This is a genomic window from Muriicola sp. E247 (assembly GCF_041358175.1).
GTDB lineage: Bacteria > Bacteroidota > Bacteroidia > Flavobacteriales > Flavobacteriaceae > Muriicola.
The window spans coordinates 482,838-502,168 of the sequence record NZ_JBGKBE010000001.1 but is presented as its reverse complement, the minus strand read 5'-3'; the positions used below and the strand labels follow the sequence as shown (position 1 = coordinate 502,168).

Here is a 19,331-nt window from a genome sequence, read left to right as displayed (position 1 = left end):
TAATATTGCTAATAGGCCTTTTCATCCCCTTGAAATACCGTAAGAACTGTTTGCACGATAATTTTCATATCTAATAAAAATGACCAGTTTTCTATATAAAAGATATCGAATTTAATACGGTTCTGAATATCACTGTCTTTCTCTATTTCTCCTCTGTAACCTCTTACCTGGGCAAGGCCAGTAATGCCCGGTTTTACGAAATGCCTCACCATATATTTATCCACCTTGCTGGCATACTCATCTGTATGCTTTAACATATGAGGTCTGGGGCCTACTACCGACATATTTCCGAAAAGTACATTGTAAAACTGCGGCAATTCATCAATACTTGTCTTTCTAAGGAATTTTCCGATACTGGTCACCCGCATGTCGTTCTTTCCTGCCTGCATTTTATCGGCATTGGGGTTCATTGCCATAGACCTGAATTTAAAACACTGGAACTCTCTGTTGTCTAAACCAGATCTCTTTTGTACAAAGAAAATCGGACCACGAGACTCCAGAGATATGAGAATTGCCAGGATAGGTCCGAGCCAAATAAGGATTCCAAAAATGATAAAGATTGAAAACAATACATCAAAAGACCTTTTTATAAATGCATTTATGGGGTTGTGGAGGGGAATATCCCTTAATGAGAGAATAGGTAAATAATCGTAATACTCGAACTTAAGTTTCTTGGCGAAGATGTTTTTATTATCGGGTAAGAACTTAAGGGTTTTGAGGTTGTTGTCTGCGAAATTGATGAATTGGGATATCTCATTGTTATTTAATTCAGAGACCGAACAGTATACCTCATCAATATTCCGTTGGACAATGTATGAAAAGCAGTCTCGTATATCGAAATTCTTTTCTTTTGGACAGAATTGTTTAACAAAGTGATACCCGAATTCAGATCGCGCATTAAATACATTTATGAGTTGTTGTGTCTTTTTGTTTTTCCCGATAACCACTACATTTCGAATATTGCCCTTTACTCGCTCCCGATATTTCATCAGTAGGTAGTAACTCAAGAATTTCAAAGTAGAAATTGCAATAAAAATATAGATAACATATTGTGCTAACGCCAGCCTACTCATATTAGGTTGCTTAAAGAACCCAATAAAAGCATACACAACAAGAAAGTAGAAGAAAAACTGCCTGAATAGTAGTTTAAGTATGTGGGTGACTTTTGTATATCTATAAATCACGTAGAATTTTGTCGCAATCGCAATACTTATCCACGCTAGGGAGATATATCCATGGAATAGTAGGACTTCAAGTAGATTTATTGGCAGAAGATAAGCACAGATGTTTATGATCAACAAGTCGACCATATACGATAAGGGAGAAATTAAACCGGAATATCGATGTGAATGACTTATTAACATACAGTCCTAGGAGTGAAATCCTAAACCAAATTGGTTTATCGATCAAATTTACTTAAAGTATTTGTGAAATCCTTGTTCACTTAATCTAGTACTTTAAAGATTTGCTCTTCAAGATTTGCCAGAATCTGATCCTTACCAAATATTTTTTCAACATAAATTCTTGCCTCAGATCCCATTAATTTAGCTTTTTCCTGGTTTTCCATCAAATTAGTCAAGGCCTCTATCAACTCATCGAGATTATTTGTATCAAGGTAAATACCCCCTTTACTCTTGTTAAGGACCTGTTTTACTTCTGAAGCCGGATTGCCGGTAACAATTGAAGGTTTTCCACTGGCCATCATGCCCAATAACTTCGATGGCATAACAGTATCTACAACATCTGTCTTTTGAAACAGAATATGCAAATCTGTACTGCATAACAAGTCAGAAAGTTCTTCATATGGCACGGGCTTATGAAAGGATACTATCTGATTACTTCCTATGGTTTCAGTTAGCCATTGAAATTTTGCGCCATCACCCACAACAACGAATTCAATGTCATTGCAAGATTCCAATTTATTCACAAGATTAACGAACAATTCCCAGTCCTGTTTGTCTCCAACATTTCCGGAGTAAAGAACCTTAAACTTTGAAGAGCCTAGAAAAGGATGCTCTTTTGCCTTATTCGGATTAATTTTATCGGCATCAATCCAATTTGGAAAGTAAACTATTGGCAAATTGGATTTGTCCTGAAATTTATTCACCATAGTGAAACTAATAGTACTCCCAATATCAGCTGAATTCAGCAGCATTTTTTCAATCCAAAATAATAACTTAAAAATCAAATTTTTGATTCTATTTTTATTTCTTGAGACGCCCGCTTGAACCGCCGCATCAAACTCAAAGTCCTGGATATGTATCCATAATTTGGCTTTTGTTTTCCTTTTAAGCCACCAGCCCAATAAAATTGAGCTAGTAAAAGGTACTACACAAATAACAAGGTCCGCATTTGAGATCTTCCGTAGATTGAAGAAAGAACCTATTGTGAAATCGAGAAGATGAATTATCCTTTTGAAGAATGTAGGGTTTTGAGGAACGTACTGTTTATATCTAAGTACACGGATCTGGTCTAGGCTTTCTTCAAAAAATTTGGATTTACTTTTATAATCTTTGTGTATCTCCCATTGAGGATAATAAGGAAAGCCGGTAATAATATTTAGTTGATGACCTCTGGATTCCAAGTATTGGGCCATTTGAGTGGAGTACAGACCAATGGCCGTATCTTCCGGTAAAAAATTGACCCCAATTAAGGTGATGTTTAATTTCATAATTAGATTCAATGACTCTGAGAATCGAGAAACAAAAATCGAATCAAACCAATTCAGTTTAAGAACTTATAACTACTAAAGTTGATCAGTGCTTTAGGTGATAGTTGTGATTACTTTTTTGTTCCGTGGAATAATAAAAGAAAGCGAATATGAAAATGAAAAGAATCAATCCAGATTGTCTTACCAATATATTCTCCGTTGCCAAAATTATCGTATAAAAAAAGATTAAAGAAAACATTATTAGATCATTCCTAATAAAGGCTGATCTTAAAAAATAGAAAATAAAAAATACAAGAGTAAATAATGCTGGTAAACCCCCATCCAGTAAATATCCTAAGTACTGGTTATGGGCATTTGGTTCTCTTGTGAAAAGTTCCTCAGATTTGCTTTTATAACACTCTTTAAGGGCTTTGTTTCCTTCACCCCACCCATAGCCTAAAATAGGATTTTCCATTGCCATTTGTATTCCGCATTTATAGACTGCCAATCGGATACTTGACGAGTTTTGGAGTCGGAGTTCCGTATATGTAGTTTTTCTGCCAATTTCTCTAAATCTCCTTTCGAGATTTGGAAATAGATACAGGGCGGTTAAAAAGAGTATTACTATAACCGCCGTTAGGGAAAGTCGTAGCGATCTTTTTTCAATGGCCTTAAATATATAAAAGATAGTAGTGATTAATACCGCTAGTACAATTCCTTTGCTGGAAAGTAGTAACAAATGAAAAACGATCAGCGTGCTGCTCATGCCTAAAAATAGTTTTCCGGTATTATTGAAATGCTTGAAAAATTCGATTCCAAGCAAAAAGGCTATTCCCAGGTAAATGCTGATATATATTGGATGATCTCCAATTAAAGGTAATTCTGTTATGGCTTGTCTAAAAGAATTGACTTTAAGTTCGGAGTCGGAAAACAGTCCCTGTTTTAGATAATAAAAAATACTAATCAGTGATAATATGAAGGTGCTTGCAATAAATGTAACGCAAAAGGTTCTCCGTTCAAATTTTGCCAGCTTATCAATCCTCTTTATCAACAAGAAGGCAAGGGGTATAAGATAAAGGGATATTGAGGTTTCAATTTTTCCCCAGGGTATGTTGAAGCTTCCGGTATACACTATACTTAATAAGCTTATGGTAAAAAGCGAAATAAGCACATAGAACCCGCTGTCTATCTTGTGTTTTCCTGAACCTTTAATTAAAGCATAGACTCCAACAAATAGTATAAAAGCAACCGGCAGCCCTTTAATTTGGTATGGTAACAAGGGAAAAATACCAAATGTTGCAAGAGCAACATTTAAAATCTTCCTATTTGTTATTTCTAAGCTTAAAAAATTCAAGTTCTACATCTGGCTTTTAAAAGAAAATGATTGTATTGATTTTTTATATAGTATTTTCTCCTTCTTTAAAACAACGAAAGCTAGGAGCCAAAAAAGAAAATTAGACATCATATGGGGAAAAGAAATCAAGGAGTCAAATAGAAGAATTAAAACATACAGGGCGCTTAATGCCAGTGCCTTACTATTGGTTCTATTTAGGACTCGAAAACATGCACGGGCCATTCTAAAAATGAAGAATATATAAATACCAACACCTACAATACCGTATCTATAAAGTACAGCAAAAATACCTATGTGAATATGCCTAACTTCTGCAATGTTTTCATTGGCTTTGGCAATGGTGGCGTCAGGTGTTTCAGAAAGATCAATGGTTGCACCAAAACCATGTCCAAATAGCCGTTTCCAAAAATCCGCATCACCGTATTCCTCCAATACCCTTTGTGCTTCAAACAAACGGTGTCCTGTAGATTGGTCCTTAAAACTTAAGGAGCTAAAGTCTGTGTTACTTAAAAAGTATACAAAGTTTCTATAAGAACCTGTGGTCTGTATTTGTTCCCAAAAGATAATTAGCAGTAAGAAGAAAGCTAAACTAGGGATTAATAAAAGATATACTTTTTTTTGAAAGCTCACCAAATTTCTATCTAAAATGAAAAAATAGGCAACGAGGAAAAAGAGCATTATTAGAGCGCTCTTACCTATAAGTGATTCTACCAATATTAGTGGTAAGGCCAGCAATAAAAGAATTTCTATCTTATTCCAGCGCAGGAGAAATATTAAATAGACAACACTTATTAGGCTGAAATAAGAAAACTGAAGTTTCACACCCATTATTACCAAAATTGCGGCGGCAATTAGTAAGTAGTTAAAGCCTTCGAGAAAACCATCAATTTTGAAGCCGGTTTTATTAACGCACAAATAGAATACTATTGGAAGTGTCGCAATAAATGCATCCGTTCCTATTAAGGAGGTGCGATTTCCTAAAAATAATGAGTGAATAAGAATGACAGAATAGACAAAAATATAGAATAAGATTTTTCTATTTATTCTCAGGTTCCCATTTCTGAGAACAACAAAGACTATCAATGCGAAGAAAGGCAGCCCAAAAAGGGACATAATTCTTTTTGCATAAAAGTCTTTTATAAAAACATTTTCACCTCCCAAACCCAAGATGTAAGGTAAAGCCATTGATATTAAACAAATGACTATAAAGGAAAGTGCTATCTTATCAATTCTTAGTAACATGGAACCAAAAAAGCTGCTGTTTTAATATCCTCGCCAACAGGAATAAAATAACAATTATAAATGTGACTTTTTCTATGCCAAATTGGGGAGCTACAATTAATAAGAACAAAAACAGTTCGGGAAGGGAGATTGGTTCTTTTTCCACGCCTTTTTGCATACACCATTTGTCGTAGGAAGACGGCTGAACTTGTTTCTTTTCCTGGTAATTTATTTTTCTTTTGTAGACATCAATTTGATGCCTGCTTTCTGAGCCAATAAAAGTAAGTGCCAAAAAAATAAGATTAAGAACCAAAATCGAAACATCCTCCTTTGTGGTATAATGTGTCCAGGAAATCGCTAGCGAAATCAATGTCAGGTTCACTCGATCGATAGCAATATCAAACCAAGCTCCATATGGGGTTCCCGTTTTGGTTATCCTCGCCACCTTGCCATCTATTGCATCAAATACATAGGAAACAAAATACAGTACTCCCGCCATTAAAGGCATTCCTGCAAAGTAACAATACGCCGATGCGAGCCCTAATATTAGAGAGATAATACTAATAATATTAGGTGTAATACGGGTATAGTTTGTTATTACATAGGTCAGGGGTACAGTAAAATATTTAAAGAAAAACACATTTATCCAAGCCTCTCGCGCATGAAAGCTATTCTTTATTTCTGAATAGGGGTATTTCATATCTTCAGTATCACAACAAAATTTTAAATTTTGACTTTTGGTTCAAAAAAAAGAATCCAATAAGCAAGGTATTCATAAATATTGTGGCAATTAAATAAACTAGGCTATCCTTGAAAAAAAAGATTTGAGCCAGAAAGCATATAGTGGAAGCTCCAATAATTAATTTATAGGAGAATTTCGAATAGAATGAGACTGTTCGCGAACTAAATACCAGGTAAAGAAGATTTAGTATAATATGAGCAAATAAGCTAGCTGTAAATGCTCCTATTATCCCGTAGCGAGGGATGAGAATCAGATTGAGAATTATACTCACAAGGATAGAAGCCACTACTGCTATTGCTCTTATTCTTTGTTGCCCAAACGAAGTTAAAATGATTCCGGGGACGATACCAAAATAGCGCAATGCGATGATCGCCAAAATGATAAAAATCGAATTCTCTAAAACAAGGTATTCTTCAGAAAACAATAAAGTTATTAGTGTTGTCTTGTAGAAATATAAGGTTATAACGGTCAGCAGAGCGAATAAAGAGATAAAATTAAAGAGTTTAATGAGCCTTTTATGGGCTTCGCCTTTTTGATTGATTAGCTTGGAAATCTCAGGAATAAAGGCGTCGCTTATTATTACTGCAATGAGCATCGATGCCATTACAATTCTCATCCCTGCTTGATAAATGCCTACTTGTTCGAGGTCGGAAAGCACTGAGAGAATAAAGGTGTCGATGTGAATTATCAAAGCGCTTAAAATCATATGGACGGCGAACGAAGTAGCAGTTCTTACGGAGCTTATAGATCGATTGAAATTCCATCCTATGGCCCTTGGAAACATTTTGGTAAAAACTCCAATGCCGTACAAAAAATAACAAACTCTTGCAATCAGTAGTCCTATTGCATAGTGGAAAACAGTTGTTTCCATTGAATATTCAAATGCAATAAGCACAATAATAAGAGTGAAAAACTGAATAGCATACCCCCTTGCTTCCAAGGCATAATTATTGTTGATCTTAAAAGCATTTAAGAAATAATTCCCAAATGAATTCGGTATTGCGGAAATGACCAGGACATAAATAAGCTCATCCGTTAAGGCATCATACGGACTAATAAAATAGAATAACATACCCATTGGAAGTAGAAGCAGGACCAGGAGGACTTTAGAATAAAGCATGCTCCAAAGTTCCGCAGCTATATTTCCTTCTTTGGAACCAGATAAAATCAGACTCCTAAGATTGAATCCGTAGTCTAAAAACAATATAGTAATAGCGGAAAAAATAAAGGCGATGGTAAAGCTGCCAAATTCACTGACACTAACTTTCTTGGCGATATAAAAAACAATAAAGATGTTTAGAAATACCTTGAAAATCAGGGAGCTTGTAAGATTTAGATATTTCTTTTCTATTTTCACCGATGTATTTAGCAGCTAATTGAATTTCCGATAGTATTGTACTAAATTTCAGGGATGCCTCAGTTTTTTTAGAGTCTCATTGATTAGAGTTGAGGAAGTTCCTTTGGTGTAAGGAAAATAGACGATTTTCACGCCAACCTCTTTGAATTTCTGGTCTAATTCTTCCCATTTATCGGTTTTAAACCAATCGTCTCCTACAAACATTATATCGAACTTTAGTCTTTCCCACATGGTAAATTTATCCATGTCATTTTGTGGAACTACCGCATCTACGTATTTGATATTTCTAACAATCTCCATGCGCTCAAGATGGGGTATTACTGCCTTTTTCTTTTTGTAAGAGACCAGTTCATCACTAGTTACTCCCACGATTAATTTGTCGCATAAACCCTTGGCATTTTTCAATAAATTTAAGTGACCTATATGGAATAAGTCATAAACGCCTGAGGTATATCCTATCATTATTTTTTCATCGCCTCTCTTATACATACACTACAATTAAAATTACCATCTCCAGTTCTTAGTAAAATACTTCTCCCTGAAAATTTCTATGTTAATAAACATCCAAAGAATCTGACCGGCTCTGCTTTCTGTTTTACTCTGGTCAATAAGATCATCAATAACTCCGGGTTTCAACCAGGAGGAGTCTTTAAGCTTTTCTCTTGCTATCTCCTCGAGGTTTTCAAACCAATGGGTTAAAGGTACAGGAAAGCCCACTTTTTTTCTTTCAATAACTTCTTTAGGTAAATACTTATATGAAAGCTTCCTAAGTAAATATTTCGGGATATCTAGCACTTCACTATACTGATTTGCTTTTTGATTTATAGCCAATTGTCTCGCGCTATCATTTTTCCATCTCAATTTTAAATCATAAGGAACATGTTTATAGGAGAATTCGATCAAGTTATGATCCAAAAATGGCACCCTTCCTTCCACAGCAGTTTGCATAGTTGTCATATCAACCCTTCGAAGAAGTCCTTTTACGTGATAATTGTGAAAAAACCTAAATACATTTTCTTCATTGGATCTGCCTTGAAACTGATCTTGCAGCAGACGATCAAACTCCGTTCTATAGTCTGTTGGAGTGTTGATTAAGTCGTCTCTCATTTTTCTAGGCACGTATTCGTAGTAGGAAATGAATCGTTCATAAAACGATTTTGAATCAATATCTCCGCAATCAAAAGGCAGCCTGAAGATCCTGCCGTATCCCCCAAGTAGCTCATCTGCACCTTCCCCTGATAGCACTACCGTAATCTTTTCCTTCAATTTTGAGGACATTATAGCCAATGGTATTTCATTGGGTACTCCTAATGGTGAATCCTTAAATGAAATTAAACGGTCCCATTGCTTCATATAATCTTCCTTCTCCATCAGTATTTCATGGTGGCATGTCTTATACTGATCAGCAATCATTCGGGCATACTCAAACTCGTTGAGCTCTTTAAATCCAATGGTGTAAGTGTTTACAGTCTCTTTTTTATTAAGGGCAGTAATTGCTGTAATCAAACTAGAATCGACCCCTCCGCTTAGATATGTACCCAAAGGAACATCGGCAATTAATCGATATTTAATTGCTTTGATCAATTCCTCTTCAAACCTGTTTGCAATCTCTTCTTCATTATATTCAGAAGCTACATTAAATTCCTCCGGCAATTCCCAGAAGCAAATTGATTCTGGTCGTAAATTGGGCTTAATTACGACGTAAGAGCCAGGTTTAACCTGAAAAATATCTTTAAAAAAAGTATATGGATGCCTTACATAACGATTAGCAAGGTATTCGTCAACTGCAGCTTCATTAAAGCTGGCATCAACCAAACCACTGGATAATATCGCTTTTATCTCTGATGCAAATACAATTTTATCTTTACTACTATAATAATACAGTGGTTTAATACCCATACGGTCCCTCACTAGGTATAGATTGCCAGTGGCTTTATTATACAAAGCAATTGAGAACATTCCATTAGCCCGATTTAAGAACCAGTCGATCCCTTTCTCGCTAACCGCAGCTAATATTACCTCAGTATCTGAGGTTGTCTTAAAAGAGTATGATAGGTCTTTTTGGATCTCTTGAAAATTGTATATCTCTCCGTTAAAAATCAAAACCCACTCTTCATTTGCTGAAGTCATTGGTTGATTCGCAATATCCCTGGTGTCAATAATACTCAAACGACGATGACCTAAGGCGATTTTTCCATCCACGTATATACCGTCAGCATCTGGACCTCTATGCTCTATCGAGTCCGTCATCTTCTGGATACGATTCGATATCAATGGATCATTGTTTTTTAAATAAATCCCTGTAATTCCACACATATAATAATACGTTGGTAATGCTTTATACTAGATTTTGTTTCAAATAATAAAGATATTTATCACCCGTTTTCCATCCCTACCTTTAACTCCTGTAAAGCTGTGGTGAAACAAGAGCTGTTTTTCTTTTCGAAGAGTCAAATTTTAACGCTTTTGTAGGATTTTTGATTTTTCAAAAACCATTCATAAGTTGATTCTATTCCCTTCTCAAGAGTAATACTTGCACTCCATCCTTCTTCCTTCATTTTGCTTACATCCATCAATTTGCGAGGCGTTCCATCGGGTTTTTCAGAATCCCACTCTATAGTGCCTTGATGACCTGTAATTTTTTGTATCAATTCTGCCAAATCGCGAATAGCCAAATCCGTTCCGGTTCCTACATTATATAGCGTTTCGGATAATTCATTCTCGACAGAGAAAACGACTGCACGAGCCAAGTCATCAACATGCAAGAATTCTCTCAAAGGTTTGCCGGAGCCCCATAATTTCACCGGAGTGTTTCCATTTAGCTTTGCTTCGTGAAACTTGCGCAACATGGCGGGTAATACATGGGATGTTTTTAAATCAAAATTGTCATATGGCCCATACAAATTTGTAGGCATCAGGCTAACAAAGCCCTTTTTGTGCTGCTTTCTTATAGCTTCACATGCTTTGACTCCTGTAATTTTAGCAATGGCATACCATTGGTTAGTCGGTTCAAGAGATCCTGTTAATAGATACTCTTCTTTTAATGGTTGTTCCGCTAACCTGGGGTAAATGCAAGAGCTGCCCAGAAAAACAAATTTTTCAACTTCCTCCTGGAGGGAGGTGTCAATCAAATTATTCTGGATTTGAAGATTCTCCATCAGAAATGGGTAAGGATATTGATCATTTGCAAGAATCCCCCCAACTCTGGCGGCCGCATCTATTACCACAGCGGGTTTTTCCGACTTGAAAAAATCCTGAACATCCTGTTGATTCCTTAAATCCAGCTCTTTGCTCGATCTTCCTATCAGGTTTGTATATCCATTGCCTTCAAGTGCTCTCCAAACGGCCGATCCAACCATGCCATTATGGCCTGCCACATAGATTTTTGATTTTTTGTTCACGTATTTATTCAAAATAGTTCATGATTTTGTATCCTCCTTCTTTCAGAAATTGTTCCTTTTTCATCAACTTCAGATCATTTATAATCATATCTGAGACCAGATCCTGCAAATCATATTTAGGAACCCATCCCAACTTGTTATTAGCCTTGGAAGCATCTCCAATAAGCAAGTCAACCTCTGTGGGCCTAAAATATTTTGGATCTACATTGAGAATTTCTTTGCCGATAGGAAGTTTATATTGGGGATTATTAGAGGCTTTTACAAATCCCTTTTCATTGACCCCCTCACCTTTAAATTCCAATTCAATTCCCACTTCTGAAAAACTCATTTTTACGAAATCACGAACGGTGGTGGTCTTACCTGTTGCGATGACCCAGTCTTCTGGCTCTTCTGCCTGAAGAATCATCCACATCATACGCACATAATCTTTAGCATGTCCCCAGTCCCTTTGTGCATTAAGATTCCCCAAATAAAACTTGTCTTGAAGCCCCAAGGCTATCCTTGCAGTTGCTCTAGTAATCTTTCTCGTTACAAACGTTTCTCCCCTAATAGGAGATTCATGATTAAAAAGAATTCCATTGCAAGCAAACATATTGTATGCTTCTCTGTAATTTACTGTTATCCAATAAGCATACATTTTGGCAACTGCATAGGGGCTTCTGGGATAAAAGGGAGTAGTTTCCGTTTGAGGTACTTCCTGTACTTTACCATATAATTCGGAGGTTGAGGCCTGATATATCCTTGTTTTCTTTTCCAAACCAAGTAAACGCACGGCATCTAATATTCTGAGTGTTCCTAAACCATCTGCATTTCCAGTGTACTCTGGCACTTCAAATGATACAGCCACATGACTCATAGCTGCCAAATTATATATTTCATCTGGCTGAATTTCTTGAACCAATCGAATTAAATTAGTACTATCTGTCATATCTCCATAATGAAGGAAATAATTACGATTTTGCACGTGAGGATCTTGATATAAATGATCAATCCTATCAGTATTAAATAGGGAAGCCCTCCTTTTAAGTCCGTGGACCTGATAACCTTTTTTAAGGAGAAATTCACTTAGATAGGCGCCATCCTGCCCTGTAACACCTGTTATGAATGCAGTTTTCATACTATGATACTAAAATTGAGTAGTTAATCAAGATATTAAGATACTATACTTTGGTCTACGCGCAAAAGTACTATAATTCTTATCTCTGACAACCTTTACTTTCGAATCCAGTTCATTCTCTTTTAAAATCATTTTGGCAAATTCATGCCAGGTCATCGCTTTTTTGTCTGTAAAGTGAATAACTCCATACCTGATTTCCGAGCTGTTAATTAAATCCAAGATGAAGACTGCAAGATTGTTGGCATTGGTTGGGCAACCTATTTGTGCATCTGTGACCCTGAGGTCATGCCCTTGCCTGGCTTTCTCCAAAATAGTCTTGTAAAAATTAGTGCCATATTCAGAATATAACCATGAAGTCCGGATAATCAGATAATCCTTTAAGATCTCCTGAATATACTGTTCGCCTTTTAATTTTGATCTTCCATATTCATTGATTGGATTAGGTGTATCGGAAGGCAAATAACCTTCTTTTTTCTTGCCATCGAAGACGTAATCTGTTGAAATATGAATAAGGATAACCCCCTTTAATTTACATGCCTGAGCCAGGTTTTTTACCCCTTCGGCGTTTATAGAAAAAGCTTTCTCCGGATCCTTTTCTGCATCATCAACTCTGGTGTAAGCTGCGCAGTTGATGCAGTAATCAAAAGAATGTCTTGAGAAATAGGTTGACAAAGACTCAGCATTTGAAATATCCAGTTCTGTCCTGTTTGTGTAATACATTTTCACGTCTGGGTAAGCAGATGCCTGATGTTGAATGCATGTTCCCAATTGCCCGTCCGCTCCGGTAACTAAAACCCGAATCATAGTTTTACGTCCTTTAGTCGGGCTAGTTTTCTGTCTTTCTCTGATAAAACAATCTTATCTGAAGGAAATCCCCAATTTATATTAAGATCTGGGTCATTGAAGATGATGCCGGATTCTGACTGATTATCATAGTATTCATCGCATTTATACACGAAAACAGTGTCGTCTTCTAACGACAGAAACCCATGAGCCATGCCCTTCGGAATGAACAACATCTGCTTATTTTTTTCGGATAGAATGGTTTTAAAAACATTTTTGTAAGAAGGACTTTCTTTACGGAGGTCTACGACCACATCGAGTACCTCGCCTTTAAGAACGCGGACTAATTTAGCCTGTGCTCTATGCCCTGTCTGAAAATGCAATCCACGAAGTACTCCTTTCTTGGAGACAGAGTGATTATCCTGGACAAAAGAAAGAGGCTGCCCAAGAGCTTTCTCCAGGTCTCTTTTATTAAATGACTCAAAAAATTCGCCCCTATTATCCTTGAATATAATGGGTTCAATTATAAAGCAATCTTCAAGTGTGGTAGATATCAGTTTCAAGGAGTGTGTTAATTTAATTGCATCAAGTATTCCCCATAACCACTTTTTAATAAGGGTTTGGCTAATTTTCTCAGTTGCCCTTTAGTAATGTATCCCATTTTGTATGCAATCTCCTCGATTGAACCAATTTTTAACCCTTGTCGCTCCTCTATCACCTCAACAAACTGAGCGGCCTGCATAAGAGAGCTAAAAGTACCCGTATCAAGCCAGGCTGTTCCCCTGTCTAGTATACTGACCTTTAGTTTTCCCTTCCGAAGATATGTTTTGTTAATATCCGTTATTTCAAGTTCTCCCCTCCCGCTTGGTTTTATGGCCTTTACAATATTAATAACCTCATTATCATAAAAATAGATCCCGGGAATTGCATAATTCGATTTGGGTTGTTTTGGTTTTTCCTCTATTGAAATGGCATTCCCGTTCTCGTTAAACTCTACTACACCATACCGCTGAGGATCCTGAACATGATATCCGAAGATTATTCCTCCCTGGGGATCGTTGTTTTGCTGAAGCAAGGCAGCCAATCCAGCTCCGTAAAATATATTGTCTCCGAGAATCAATGCTACCTTGTCTGATCCTATAAAATCGGCCCCGATAATAAATGCCTCTGCGATCCCCCTGGGTTCATTCTGTACTGCATAGGAAAAATTACATCCTAGCTGTGTTCCATCTCCCAGTAGCCTTTTAAACAGATGGGCATCTTCCGGACCGGTAATGATCAGTATTTCCTTAATGCCGGCTTCCATCAAGGTAGCCAGAGGATAGTAAATCATGGGTTTGTCATAAACCGGCATAAGCTGTTTACTCGTAACCAAGGTAATTGGATATAAGCGCGTTCCCGATCCTCCTGCTAAAATTATTCCTTTCATTTTATGCCTTTCGGTATTTGAACAAATACCATTTTACGGTTGCGGCAAGTCCGCTTTTAAAATTTTCTTCCGGTTTCCAACCGAGTGAATTTTTGATTTTAGAACTATCTAATGCATACCTGAAGTCGTGGCCCGGACGATCCTTTACGAAAGAAATCTGATCCAAATAACTTCCCTTTTCTTTAGGATTGAGTTCATCTAAAAGCTCACAAACTGTGTTAGCAAGATACAAATTCGTACACTCATTGTCTCCGCCTATTACGTATGTTTCCCCGGATTTCCCTTTGTGAAATGCCAAATCCAAAGCTTTACAATGATCGAGGACATAAATCCAGTCACGAATATTGCTCCCGTCCCCATAAATGGGAATGGGTTCATTTGATATGGCCTTTCTGATAATTGTTGGGATGAGTTTTTCATCGTGTTGTTTTGGACCGTAATTATTAGAGCAATTTGTAATTATGGTATCCATCCCATAGGTTTCATGGTAGCTCCTGACTAAAAGATCTGATGCAGCTTTTGAGGCGCTGTACGGACTGTTGGGGGCATAGGGACTTCTTTCAGAGAAGTATCCTTCTTCACCTAAGCTGCCGTATACCTCATCTGTAGAAATATGGTGAAATCTATTGATCTGATTCGAACTTCCGGAATTAGTCCAGTAATTTCTGGCAGCTTCCAGCAGTACAAAAGTGCCTTCTATATTAGTCTTTATAAAATTATTGGGGGATTCTATGGAATTGTCTACGTGCGACTCTGCAGCGAAATGAATTACGGAAGATACGTTGTGGTTTTTAAAGATTTCCTCAACCAGTTGTTCGTCACATATATCGCCCTGTACAAATTCATATTGCTCGTGATCCCGAATCTCCTTTAAGTTAGAAGGATCGCCTGCATAGGTGAGCTTGTCAAGGTTGATAATTGTGCAATAAGGATTTTTATTTAAAAAGTAATGAATAAAGTTGCTGCCGATAAACCCCGCTCCTCCTGTTACTAAAACCGTCCTATGGAGATGCTCATCCATCATCCAATTTGCATTTCATTCGCTTTTCGATTCAAATACCTTAAAAAAGAAAATAGAAAGAATACTCCTATCAAAACTAGTGGGATCAAGGTGATATTTTTTTGAAAAAAAGGTTTCTGAACCTTATGAGGTTTTCCAAAATTAACCACCGTAATTGCATCCTGTCGTTGTTCCAATTCCAATCTTTTAGATTCTATATCCTGAATCAGGTTGTTTTTGAGGGAGAAAAGAGAAGGGATATTAAGTGGCTCCTGGTTTTCCAGGACAAATCTACCCTCTGTGGTAGCCTGCTCCTTGAGCATTTTATTTGTATAATTATTGATCAGCACATCCACCTGCCTGATCAACGAATCATTTAAGCCGATCCTGTTTTGTGCATTTTCGTTATACACCTTTAGAAGTTCATTGTAATAAGGATTGGAATTGATATAATCTATAATCTTCCTGGCGTATTCTTCTCCTATTTCATCCTCTTTAAAAAAGAAAGTAATGCGCTCATCCCTTGTAGTTTTGTCTTGTAGTTCTGCTCTTAGAATGCCTGTTATTGCACCTGTGTTTTCAAAATCCTTAAGAAGTTCCAGAAATTGCATTTCTTCTTCATTAGAAGAAGTCTTTTTGTTTTTTAAAGGACTAATTTCAATTTCAAAGTCCTTCATTTTTTCAATGTCCATCCCAAGGGAATTGAAAAAGGCCGTGTCCTTTGCTTTGACATCTGCCTGCAATTCCTCTATAACGTTATAGAGGTAATTCTTGGTGTCGAGGTTAGGTGTTACGATAACATCGAGTTTTTTTTCTTCCCCTACGATCATTCTCAAACCAAGCCCCAGAAGCAGACCAACTATGGCCAAAACGATGAGTATTACCAGGTTTTTCTTAAAATACAGGAATACACTCAGTAAGCCCCTGAAAATTCGGTTAAAACCCTTGCCGATTAAGGCAAAGAGCTGACCCAAATCAATTTCGTCATTGGATTGATTATTTTTTGGAATTATTTCTTTGGCCATAGTTGTTATTTAAAAATTTGTTGCAATATCTTATCTGTAATCAAATACGTAGGCTTAACCCCGGTCGTTCCCAGGCCCCCTGAAGCCAGGGTACTACCTGTTTCAAGTGGATTATCTGAGGCATAGTAGGCATACCTCACCTTTACATCATCCCGTATGCTTTTCCTGATCTTGGAAGCCGACTGAATTGCTTTCTGGTAGTGTACCCCTTCCATTTCCAGACCGATAACCCCCCAGGTTGACTCATGAAAGAACTTCAATATGTCTTTGTTCTGAAGCGAAGTTCCCAAAACCGTCACCATGGTGCCTTCCATAACTTTTAGTCCGTTCCCCTGAAAATCAGAAGCTTTGAATTCATTGTTAAAGGGATAATTGTCTGCCGTTCCTTCAAATATATGCGCTTTGGGGATCATTAAATCTCCTTTTCCCCCTTCAAGAATACCTGCTTTTCCCATGATTGAAATTGAAGCCACGTCTAAAAATGCCGGCTTTTGCTTTTTTCGTTTGTAGGGTTTAAGTAATTCATCAATCGTCTCATAGGCCTGTTCCCCGAAGGCATAGTCCATTACGAAGATAACAGGTTTTTCTGCTTCCGGAATATTTTCATCCAATTCATAACAACAGGCATCTTTTCCAAGACGAGCCATATCAAAGATCTGTACATCAATATTGGTCCCCGATTTGTCTTTGATCTCAATCATTCCATTTTTACGGGCAGCAGTAAGGACTTTCTCCCTCAAGGCGGTATTTTTATCCAGGCTGAGCTGTTGAAACATCTCTAGTTTGCCTTCCCCCGGAAATTCTTTCCGCAAAGCTTTTTTGGCATACAAAGAGTTCGCAACGGAGTGCATATTGGCACTTATAATGTGAACAGGCCTCTGGAGCAATCCGTGTTTATGCAAGGTATCCTTGATTTGATTGGCCCATTGCTCTCCATGGATATGGTGCCCTAACCGCTCCCTCAATAAAGTACTAAAGGTGATGATCCTTTTCTCACCGCCGGTCTCCTCGTCAATGGCGAGCTTGCCCAGCCAGTATATGATTTTTAAAAATCGCTCTGGGTCTTTTTTTGTCGCCAGCTTCTGGTACACTTCCATGGTCTCAACAAATGACCTCCCCAGAATGTTAGCCGTATGAATGAGGGCTACTTCCCTGTCGGCCTGACTTAATTTTGACTTATTAACTGCTTCGGAGAGTTTTTGCCAGTCGCGTATCGTTTTATGGGTCTCTTCAATCAGGACCTTATTGCAAATCTTGCCCGATTCTATAAAAAGAAAGGTGAGGTGGGTAAGGATATCGTAAATGTCAGAGCGGCCGCGGGTAATCTCAATGTTCATTTGCTCCTCGTCAATCCTGTAGCAGTTCCGTCTCCTTTTTGGAGGAATTATAGCATTAAAATGAGATTTTGAATAGCCTTCATCCGAAGTAAGATTGATAAATCGACATTGTTCAATTCCTTCCGGTAATCGCTCTAATACATAAATAAGTCCGCTGAGTTCAGTTTTTTCCTCTGCAACAGTACCATATATTTCAGGTCTTAGCAGAAGCAATGCATTGCGAAGGGTTTCTCCTGAAATGCCCATGGGTTTATAAAATCCACGGTTAAAAAGGTGCCGCATGGTGATATACAATCGCTCTATGGCATTTGTAGATTCCTGGGCGCGTGTAGTGTCTTTAATCTTATTCATTCTGAGGCAAAAATACATTTTATATTGATGATTTAAGCCTATTTTTAGGGTAGGAGGTTCTAGTTTTCCTTTTGTTTCTCCAATCCCTCTGCTACTTTCCTGTCGTTGGATAGCCGTTGAACTTTATTCTGACCTCCCAGTTTGCCTACAGATTTCATATACGCCTTAAATCCTTCCTTTCTTACGGACGTTATTTTTAATGGCTGAAGAATTTTACCCTGTATAAGATCCAGGTAATAACTGTTTTGCTCCTGAAGGGAACGGTCGAGGCAGATTGCAAACTTTTTCATGTCTGATGGCTTTTTTACAAACTCAATAAACCATTCATGATACGGCAGTTCATTTCCTTCAGGGATTATTTGCGGGGCAACAGAAAATTCTTGTACCTGGGCATCTGTTTCTTTAATGGCCTCTTCCATGGCGTATTCTACTTCCTTGGCTATTACGTGTTCTCCAAAAGCCGAGATAAAGTGTTTAATCCTTCCCGATACAATGATTCTGTAAGGCTTTAGCGAAATAAACTGAACGGTATCTCCAAGGTCATAGGCCCACAGACCGGCGTTTGTGGAGATAACCATGGCGTAGTTCACGCCCAGTTGTACATCTTCTATTGTAATTCTTTTGGGATTGGCCTCAAAAAATTCATCAGTCTTTACAAACTCGTAAAATATCCCGGAATTCAGGAGTAGAAGCATCCCTTTTTCATTCTGCCTGTCCTGGTAGGCAAAAAAGCCTTCGCTTGCAGGAAATAACTCAATGCTTGCTACCTTCCTGCCGATAAGTTCTTCAAAGGCAGCCCGGTAGGGTTCATAGTTAACCCCTCCGTAGATAAATAGTTCGAACTTCTCAAAGAGATCCCCAACCTTCTTTCCTGATACTGCTTTTAACCTTTCAAAATACATTTGTACCCAGGAAGGAATCCCGGCAATCACCCTCATATCTTCCTCCATGGTCTCCTCCACAATTTTATCCACCTTGGTTTCCCAATCTTCTATGCAGTTGGTCTCCCAGCTTGGAAGTCGGTTTTTCTGGAGATAAGCAGGCACATAATGGGCAGAGATCCCTGATAAACGTCCGAATTTAATGCCGTTCTTTTCAGACAGTTCCGGACTTCCCTGCAGAAAGATCATTTTGCCGTCTACTATAGATGTGCGACCTGTTTCGTGAATATAATTCAGAATGGCATTTCTGGAGGCTTCCACCTGGTGCTCAATGGAGGCTTTGGTGATAGGAATAAATTTGGCACCAGAGGTAGTTCCGCTTGTTTTGGCAAAGTAGGCTGGTTTTCCGGGCCATAGAATATCTTTTTCCCCGTCCACAACTTGTTGTACATATCCTTTCAGCGCTTCATAATCCCTGATTGGGACTTTCTGTACAAAGTCGGAATGATTTCGGATTGTTTTAAATTCGTGATCTAATCCGAACTTCGTATTCTTTGCTTCTTTTAGAAGGTCATTAAATACCTTTTTCTGGGTCTCTATCGGGTTTTCAACCCATTTTTGGGTTCTTTTAAAAATAATTCCGGCGAAAATCCTGGCGGCAACTGATTTTAAAGACATGCTCC

General features: G+C 37.7%; 17 protein-coding genes. All 17 read right to left on the bottom strand.

From position 1 onward, the window contains the following. Positions 1-8 precede the first annotated feature (8 nt). Complete coding sequence (locus tag ACA086_RS02210) at positions 9-1,310, bottom strand: exopolysaccharide biosynthesis polyprenyl glycosylphosphotransferase (RefSeq protein WP_371001958.1); 1,302 nt, start codon at positions 1,308-1,310, stop codon at positions 9-11. A gap of 134 nt (positions 1,311-1,444) precedes the next feature. Beyond that, positions 1,445-2,671 carry a WcaI family glycosyltransferase gene (locus tag ACA086_RS02205; protein ID WP_371001680.1) on the bottom strand — a complete coding sequence of 409 codons (1,227 nt, stop codon included), beginning with the start codon at positions 2,669-2,671 and terminating at the stop codon, positions 1,445-1,447. Between the two features lie 85 nt (positions 2,672-2,756). Next, positions 2,757-4,004 carry an O-antigen ligase family protein gene (locus ACA086_RS02200; RefSeq protein ID WP_371001679.1) on the bottom strand — a complete coding sequence of 416 codons (1,248 nt, stop codon included), beginning with the start codon at positions 4,002-4,004 and terminating at the stop codon, positions 2,757-2,759. Positions 4,005-4,007: 3 nt separating this feature from the next. Further along, a complete protein-coding gene (locus ACA086_RS02195; RefSeq protein WP_371001678.1) occupies positions 4,008-5,246 on the bottom strand; it encodes a hypothetical protein in 1,239 nt (412 codons plus the stop codon). Continuing rightward, positions 5,230-5,925, bottom strand: a complete 696-nt coding sequence (locus ACA086_RS02190) for a CDP-alcohol phosphatidyltransferase family protein (protein ID WP_369747884.1) — start codon at positions 5,923-5,925, stop codon at positions 5,230-5,232. The genes ACA086_RS02195 and ACA086_RS02190 overlap by 17 nt, the downstream gene beginning before the upstream one ends. Before the next feature lie 10 nt (positions 5,926-5,935). Further along, positions 5,936-7,324: a polysaccharide biosynthesis C-terminal domain-containing protein gene (locus ACA086_RS02185; protein WP_371001677.1), complete on the bottom strand. Its 1,389-nt coding sequence runs from the start codon at positions 7,322-7,324 to the stop codon at positions 5,936-5,938. A 48-nt stretch (positions 7,325-7,372) separates the two neighbouring features. After that, positions 7,373-7,813, bottom strand: a complete 441-nt coding sequence (locus ACA086_RS02180; protein WP_369747886.1) for an adenylyltransferase/cytidyltransferase family protein — start codon at positions 7,811-7,813, stop codon at positions 7,373-7,375. Positions 7,814-7,828: 15 nt separating this feature from the next. Continuing rightward, positions 7,829-9,640 carry an asparagine synthase (glutamine-hydrolyzing) gene (gene asnB, locus ACA086_RS02175; protein WP_369747887.1) on the bottom strand — a complete coding sequence of 604 codons (1,812 nt, stop codon included), beginning with the start codon at positions 9,638-9,640 and terminating at the stop codon, positions 7,829-7,831. A 134-nt stretch (positions 9,641-9,774) separates the two neighbouring features. Next, positions 9,775-10,725, bottom strand: a complete 951-nt coding sequence (locus ACA086_RS02170) for a GDP-L-fucose synthase family protein (protein WP_371001957.1) — start codon at positions 10,723-10,725, stop codon at positions 9,775-9,777. Between the two features lie 4 nt (positions 10,726-10,729). Beyond that, on the bottom strand, positions 10,730-11,842 hold the full coding sequence (gene gmd, locus ACA086_RS02165) for a GDP-mannose 4,6-dehydratase (protein ID WP_369747888.1): 1,113 nt from the start codon (positions 11,840-11,842) through the stop codon (positions 10,730-10,732). Between the two features lie 27 nt (positions 11,843-11,869). Beyond that, positions 11,870-12,646: a dTDP-4-dehydrorhamnose reductase gene (gene rfbD, locus ACA086_RS02160; RefSeq protein ID WP_371001675.1), complete on the bottom strand. Its 777-nt coding sequence runs from the start codon at positions 12,644-12,646 to the stop codon at positions 11,870-11,872. After that, on the bottom strand, positions 12,643-13,188 hold the full coding sequence (gene rfbC, locus ACA086_RS02155; RefSeq protein ID WP_371001674.1) for a dTDP-4-dehydrorhamnose 3,5-epimerase: 546 nt from the start codon (positions 13,186-13,188) through the stop codon (positions 12,643-12,645). Before rfbC ends, rfbD begins: the two co-directional genes overlap by 4 nt. Before the next feature lie 8 nt (positions 13,189-13,196). Next, the gene (rfbA, locus tag ACA086_RS02150; RefSeq protein WP_371001673.1) at positions 13,197-14,054 is read right to left on the bottom strand and encodes a glucose-1-phosphate thymidylyltransferase RfbA; all 858 of its coding nucleotides are present in this window, start codon (positions 14,052-14,054) and stop codon (positions 13,197-13,199) included. 1 nt (position 14,055) lies between these two features. After that, positions 14,056-15,078, bottom strand: coding sequence for a dTDP-glucose 4,6-dehydratase (rfbB, locus tag ACA086_RS02145; RefSeq protein WP_371001671.1), 1,023 nt, complete (start codon positions 15,076-15,078; stop codon positions 14,056-14,058). Beyond that, positions 15,075-16,079 (bottom strand): hypothetical protein, encoded by a 1,005-nt coding sequence (locus ACA086_RS02140; protein WP_371001670.1) that lies wholly within the window; start codon positions 16,077-16,079, stop codon positions 15,075-15,077. Before ACA086_RS02140 ends, rfbB begins: the two co-directional genes overlap by 4 nt. A gap of 5 nt (positions 16,080-16,084) precedes the next feature. Then, positions 16,085-17,767 (bottom strand): hypothetical protein, encoded by a 1,683-nt coding sequence (locus ACA086_RS02135; RefSeq protein ID WP_371001669.1) that lies wholly within the window; start codon positions 17,765-17,767, stop codon positions 16,085-16,087. Between the two features lie 59 nt (positions 17,768-17,826). Then, positions 17,827-19,326: a GH3 auxin-responsive promoter family protein gene (locus ACA086_RS02130; protein ID WP_369747895.1), complete on the bottom strand. Its 1,500-nt coding sequence runs from the start codon at positions 19,324-19,326 to the stop codon at positions 17,827-17,829. Positions 19,327-19,331 lie beyond the last annotated feature (5 nt).

Coding starts and splice junctions, on each gene's coding strand:
- ACA086_RS02210 (WP_371001958.1), bottom strand. CDS start 1,310: ATGGTCGACTTGTTGATCATAAACATCTGTGCTTATCTTCTGCCAATA.
- ACA086_RS02205 (WP_371001680.1), bottom strand. CDS start 2,671: ATGAAATTAAACATCACCTTAATTGGGGTCAATTTTTTACCGGAAGAT.
- ACA086_RS02195 (WP_371001678.1), bottom strand. CDS start 5,246: ATGTTACTAAGAATTGATAAGATAGCACTTTCCTTTATAGTCATTTGT.
- ACA086_RS02190 (WP_369747884.1), bottom strand. CDS start 5,925: ATGAAATACCCCTATTCAGAAATAAAGAATAGCTTTCATGCGCGAGAG.
- ACA086_RS02180 (WP_369747886.1), bottom strand. CDS start 7,813: ATGTATAAGAGAGGCGATGAAAAAATAATGATAGGATATACCTCAGGC.
- asnB (WP_369747887.1), bottom strand. CDS start 9,640: ATGTGTGGAATTACAGGGATTTATTTAAAAAACAATGATCCATTGATA.
- gmd (WP_369747888.1), bottom strand. CDS start 11,842: ATGAAAACTGCATTCATAACAGGTGTTACAGGGCAGGATGGCGCCTAT.
- rfbD (WP_371001675.1), bottom strand. CDS start 12,646: ATGATTCGGGTTTTAGTTACCGGAGCGGACGGGCAATTGGGAACATGC.
- rfbA (WP_371001673.1), bottom strand. CDS start 14,054: ATGAAAGGAATAATTTTAGCAGGAGGATCGGGAACGCGCTTATATCCA.
- rfbB (WP_371001671.1), bottom strand. CDS start 15,078: ATGATGGATGAGCATCTCCATAGGACGGTTTTAGTAACAGGAGGAGCG.
- ACA086_RS02140 (WP_371001670.1), bottom strand. CDS start 16,079: ATGGCCAAAGAAATAATTCCAAAAAATAATCAATCCAATGACGAAATT.
- ACA086_RS02135 (WP_371001669.1), bottom strand. CDS start 17,767: ATGAATAAGATTAAAGACACTACACGCGCCCAGGAATCTACAAATGCC.
- ACA086_RS02130 (WP_369747895.1), bottom strand. CDS start 19,326: ATGTCTTTAAAATCAGTTGCCGCCAGGATTTTCGCCGGAATTATTTTT.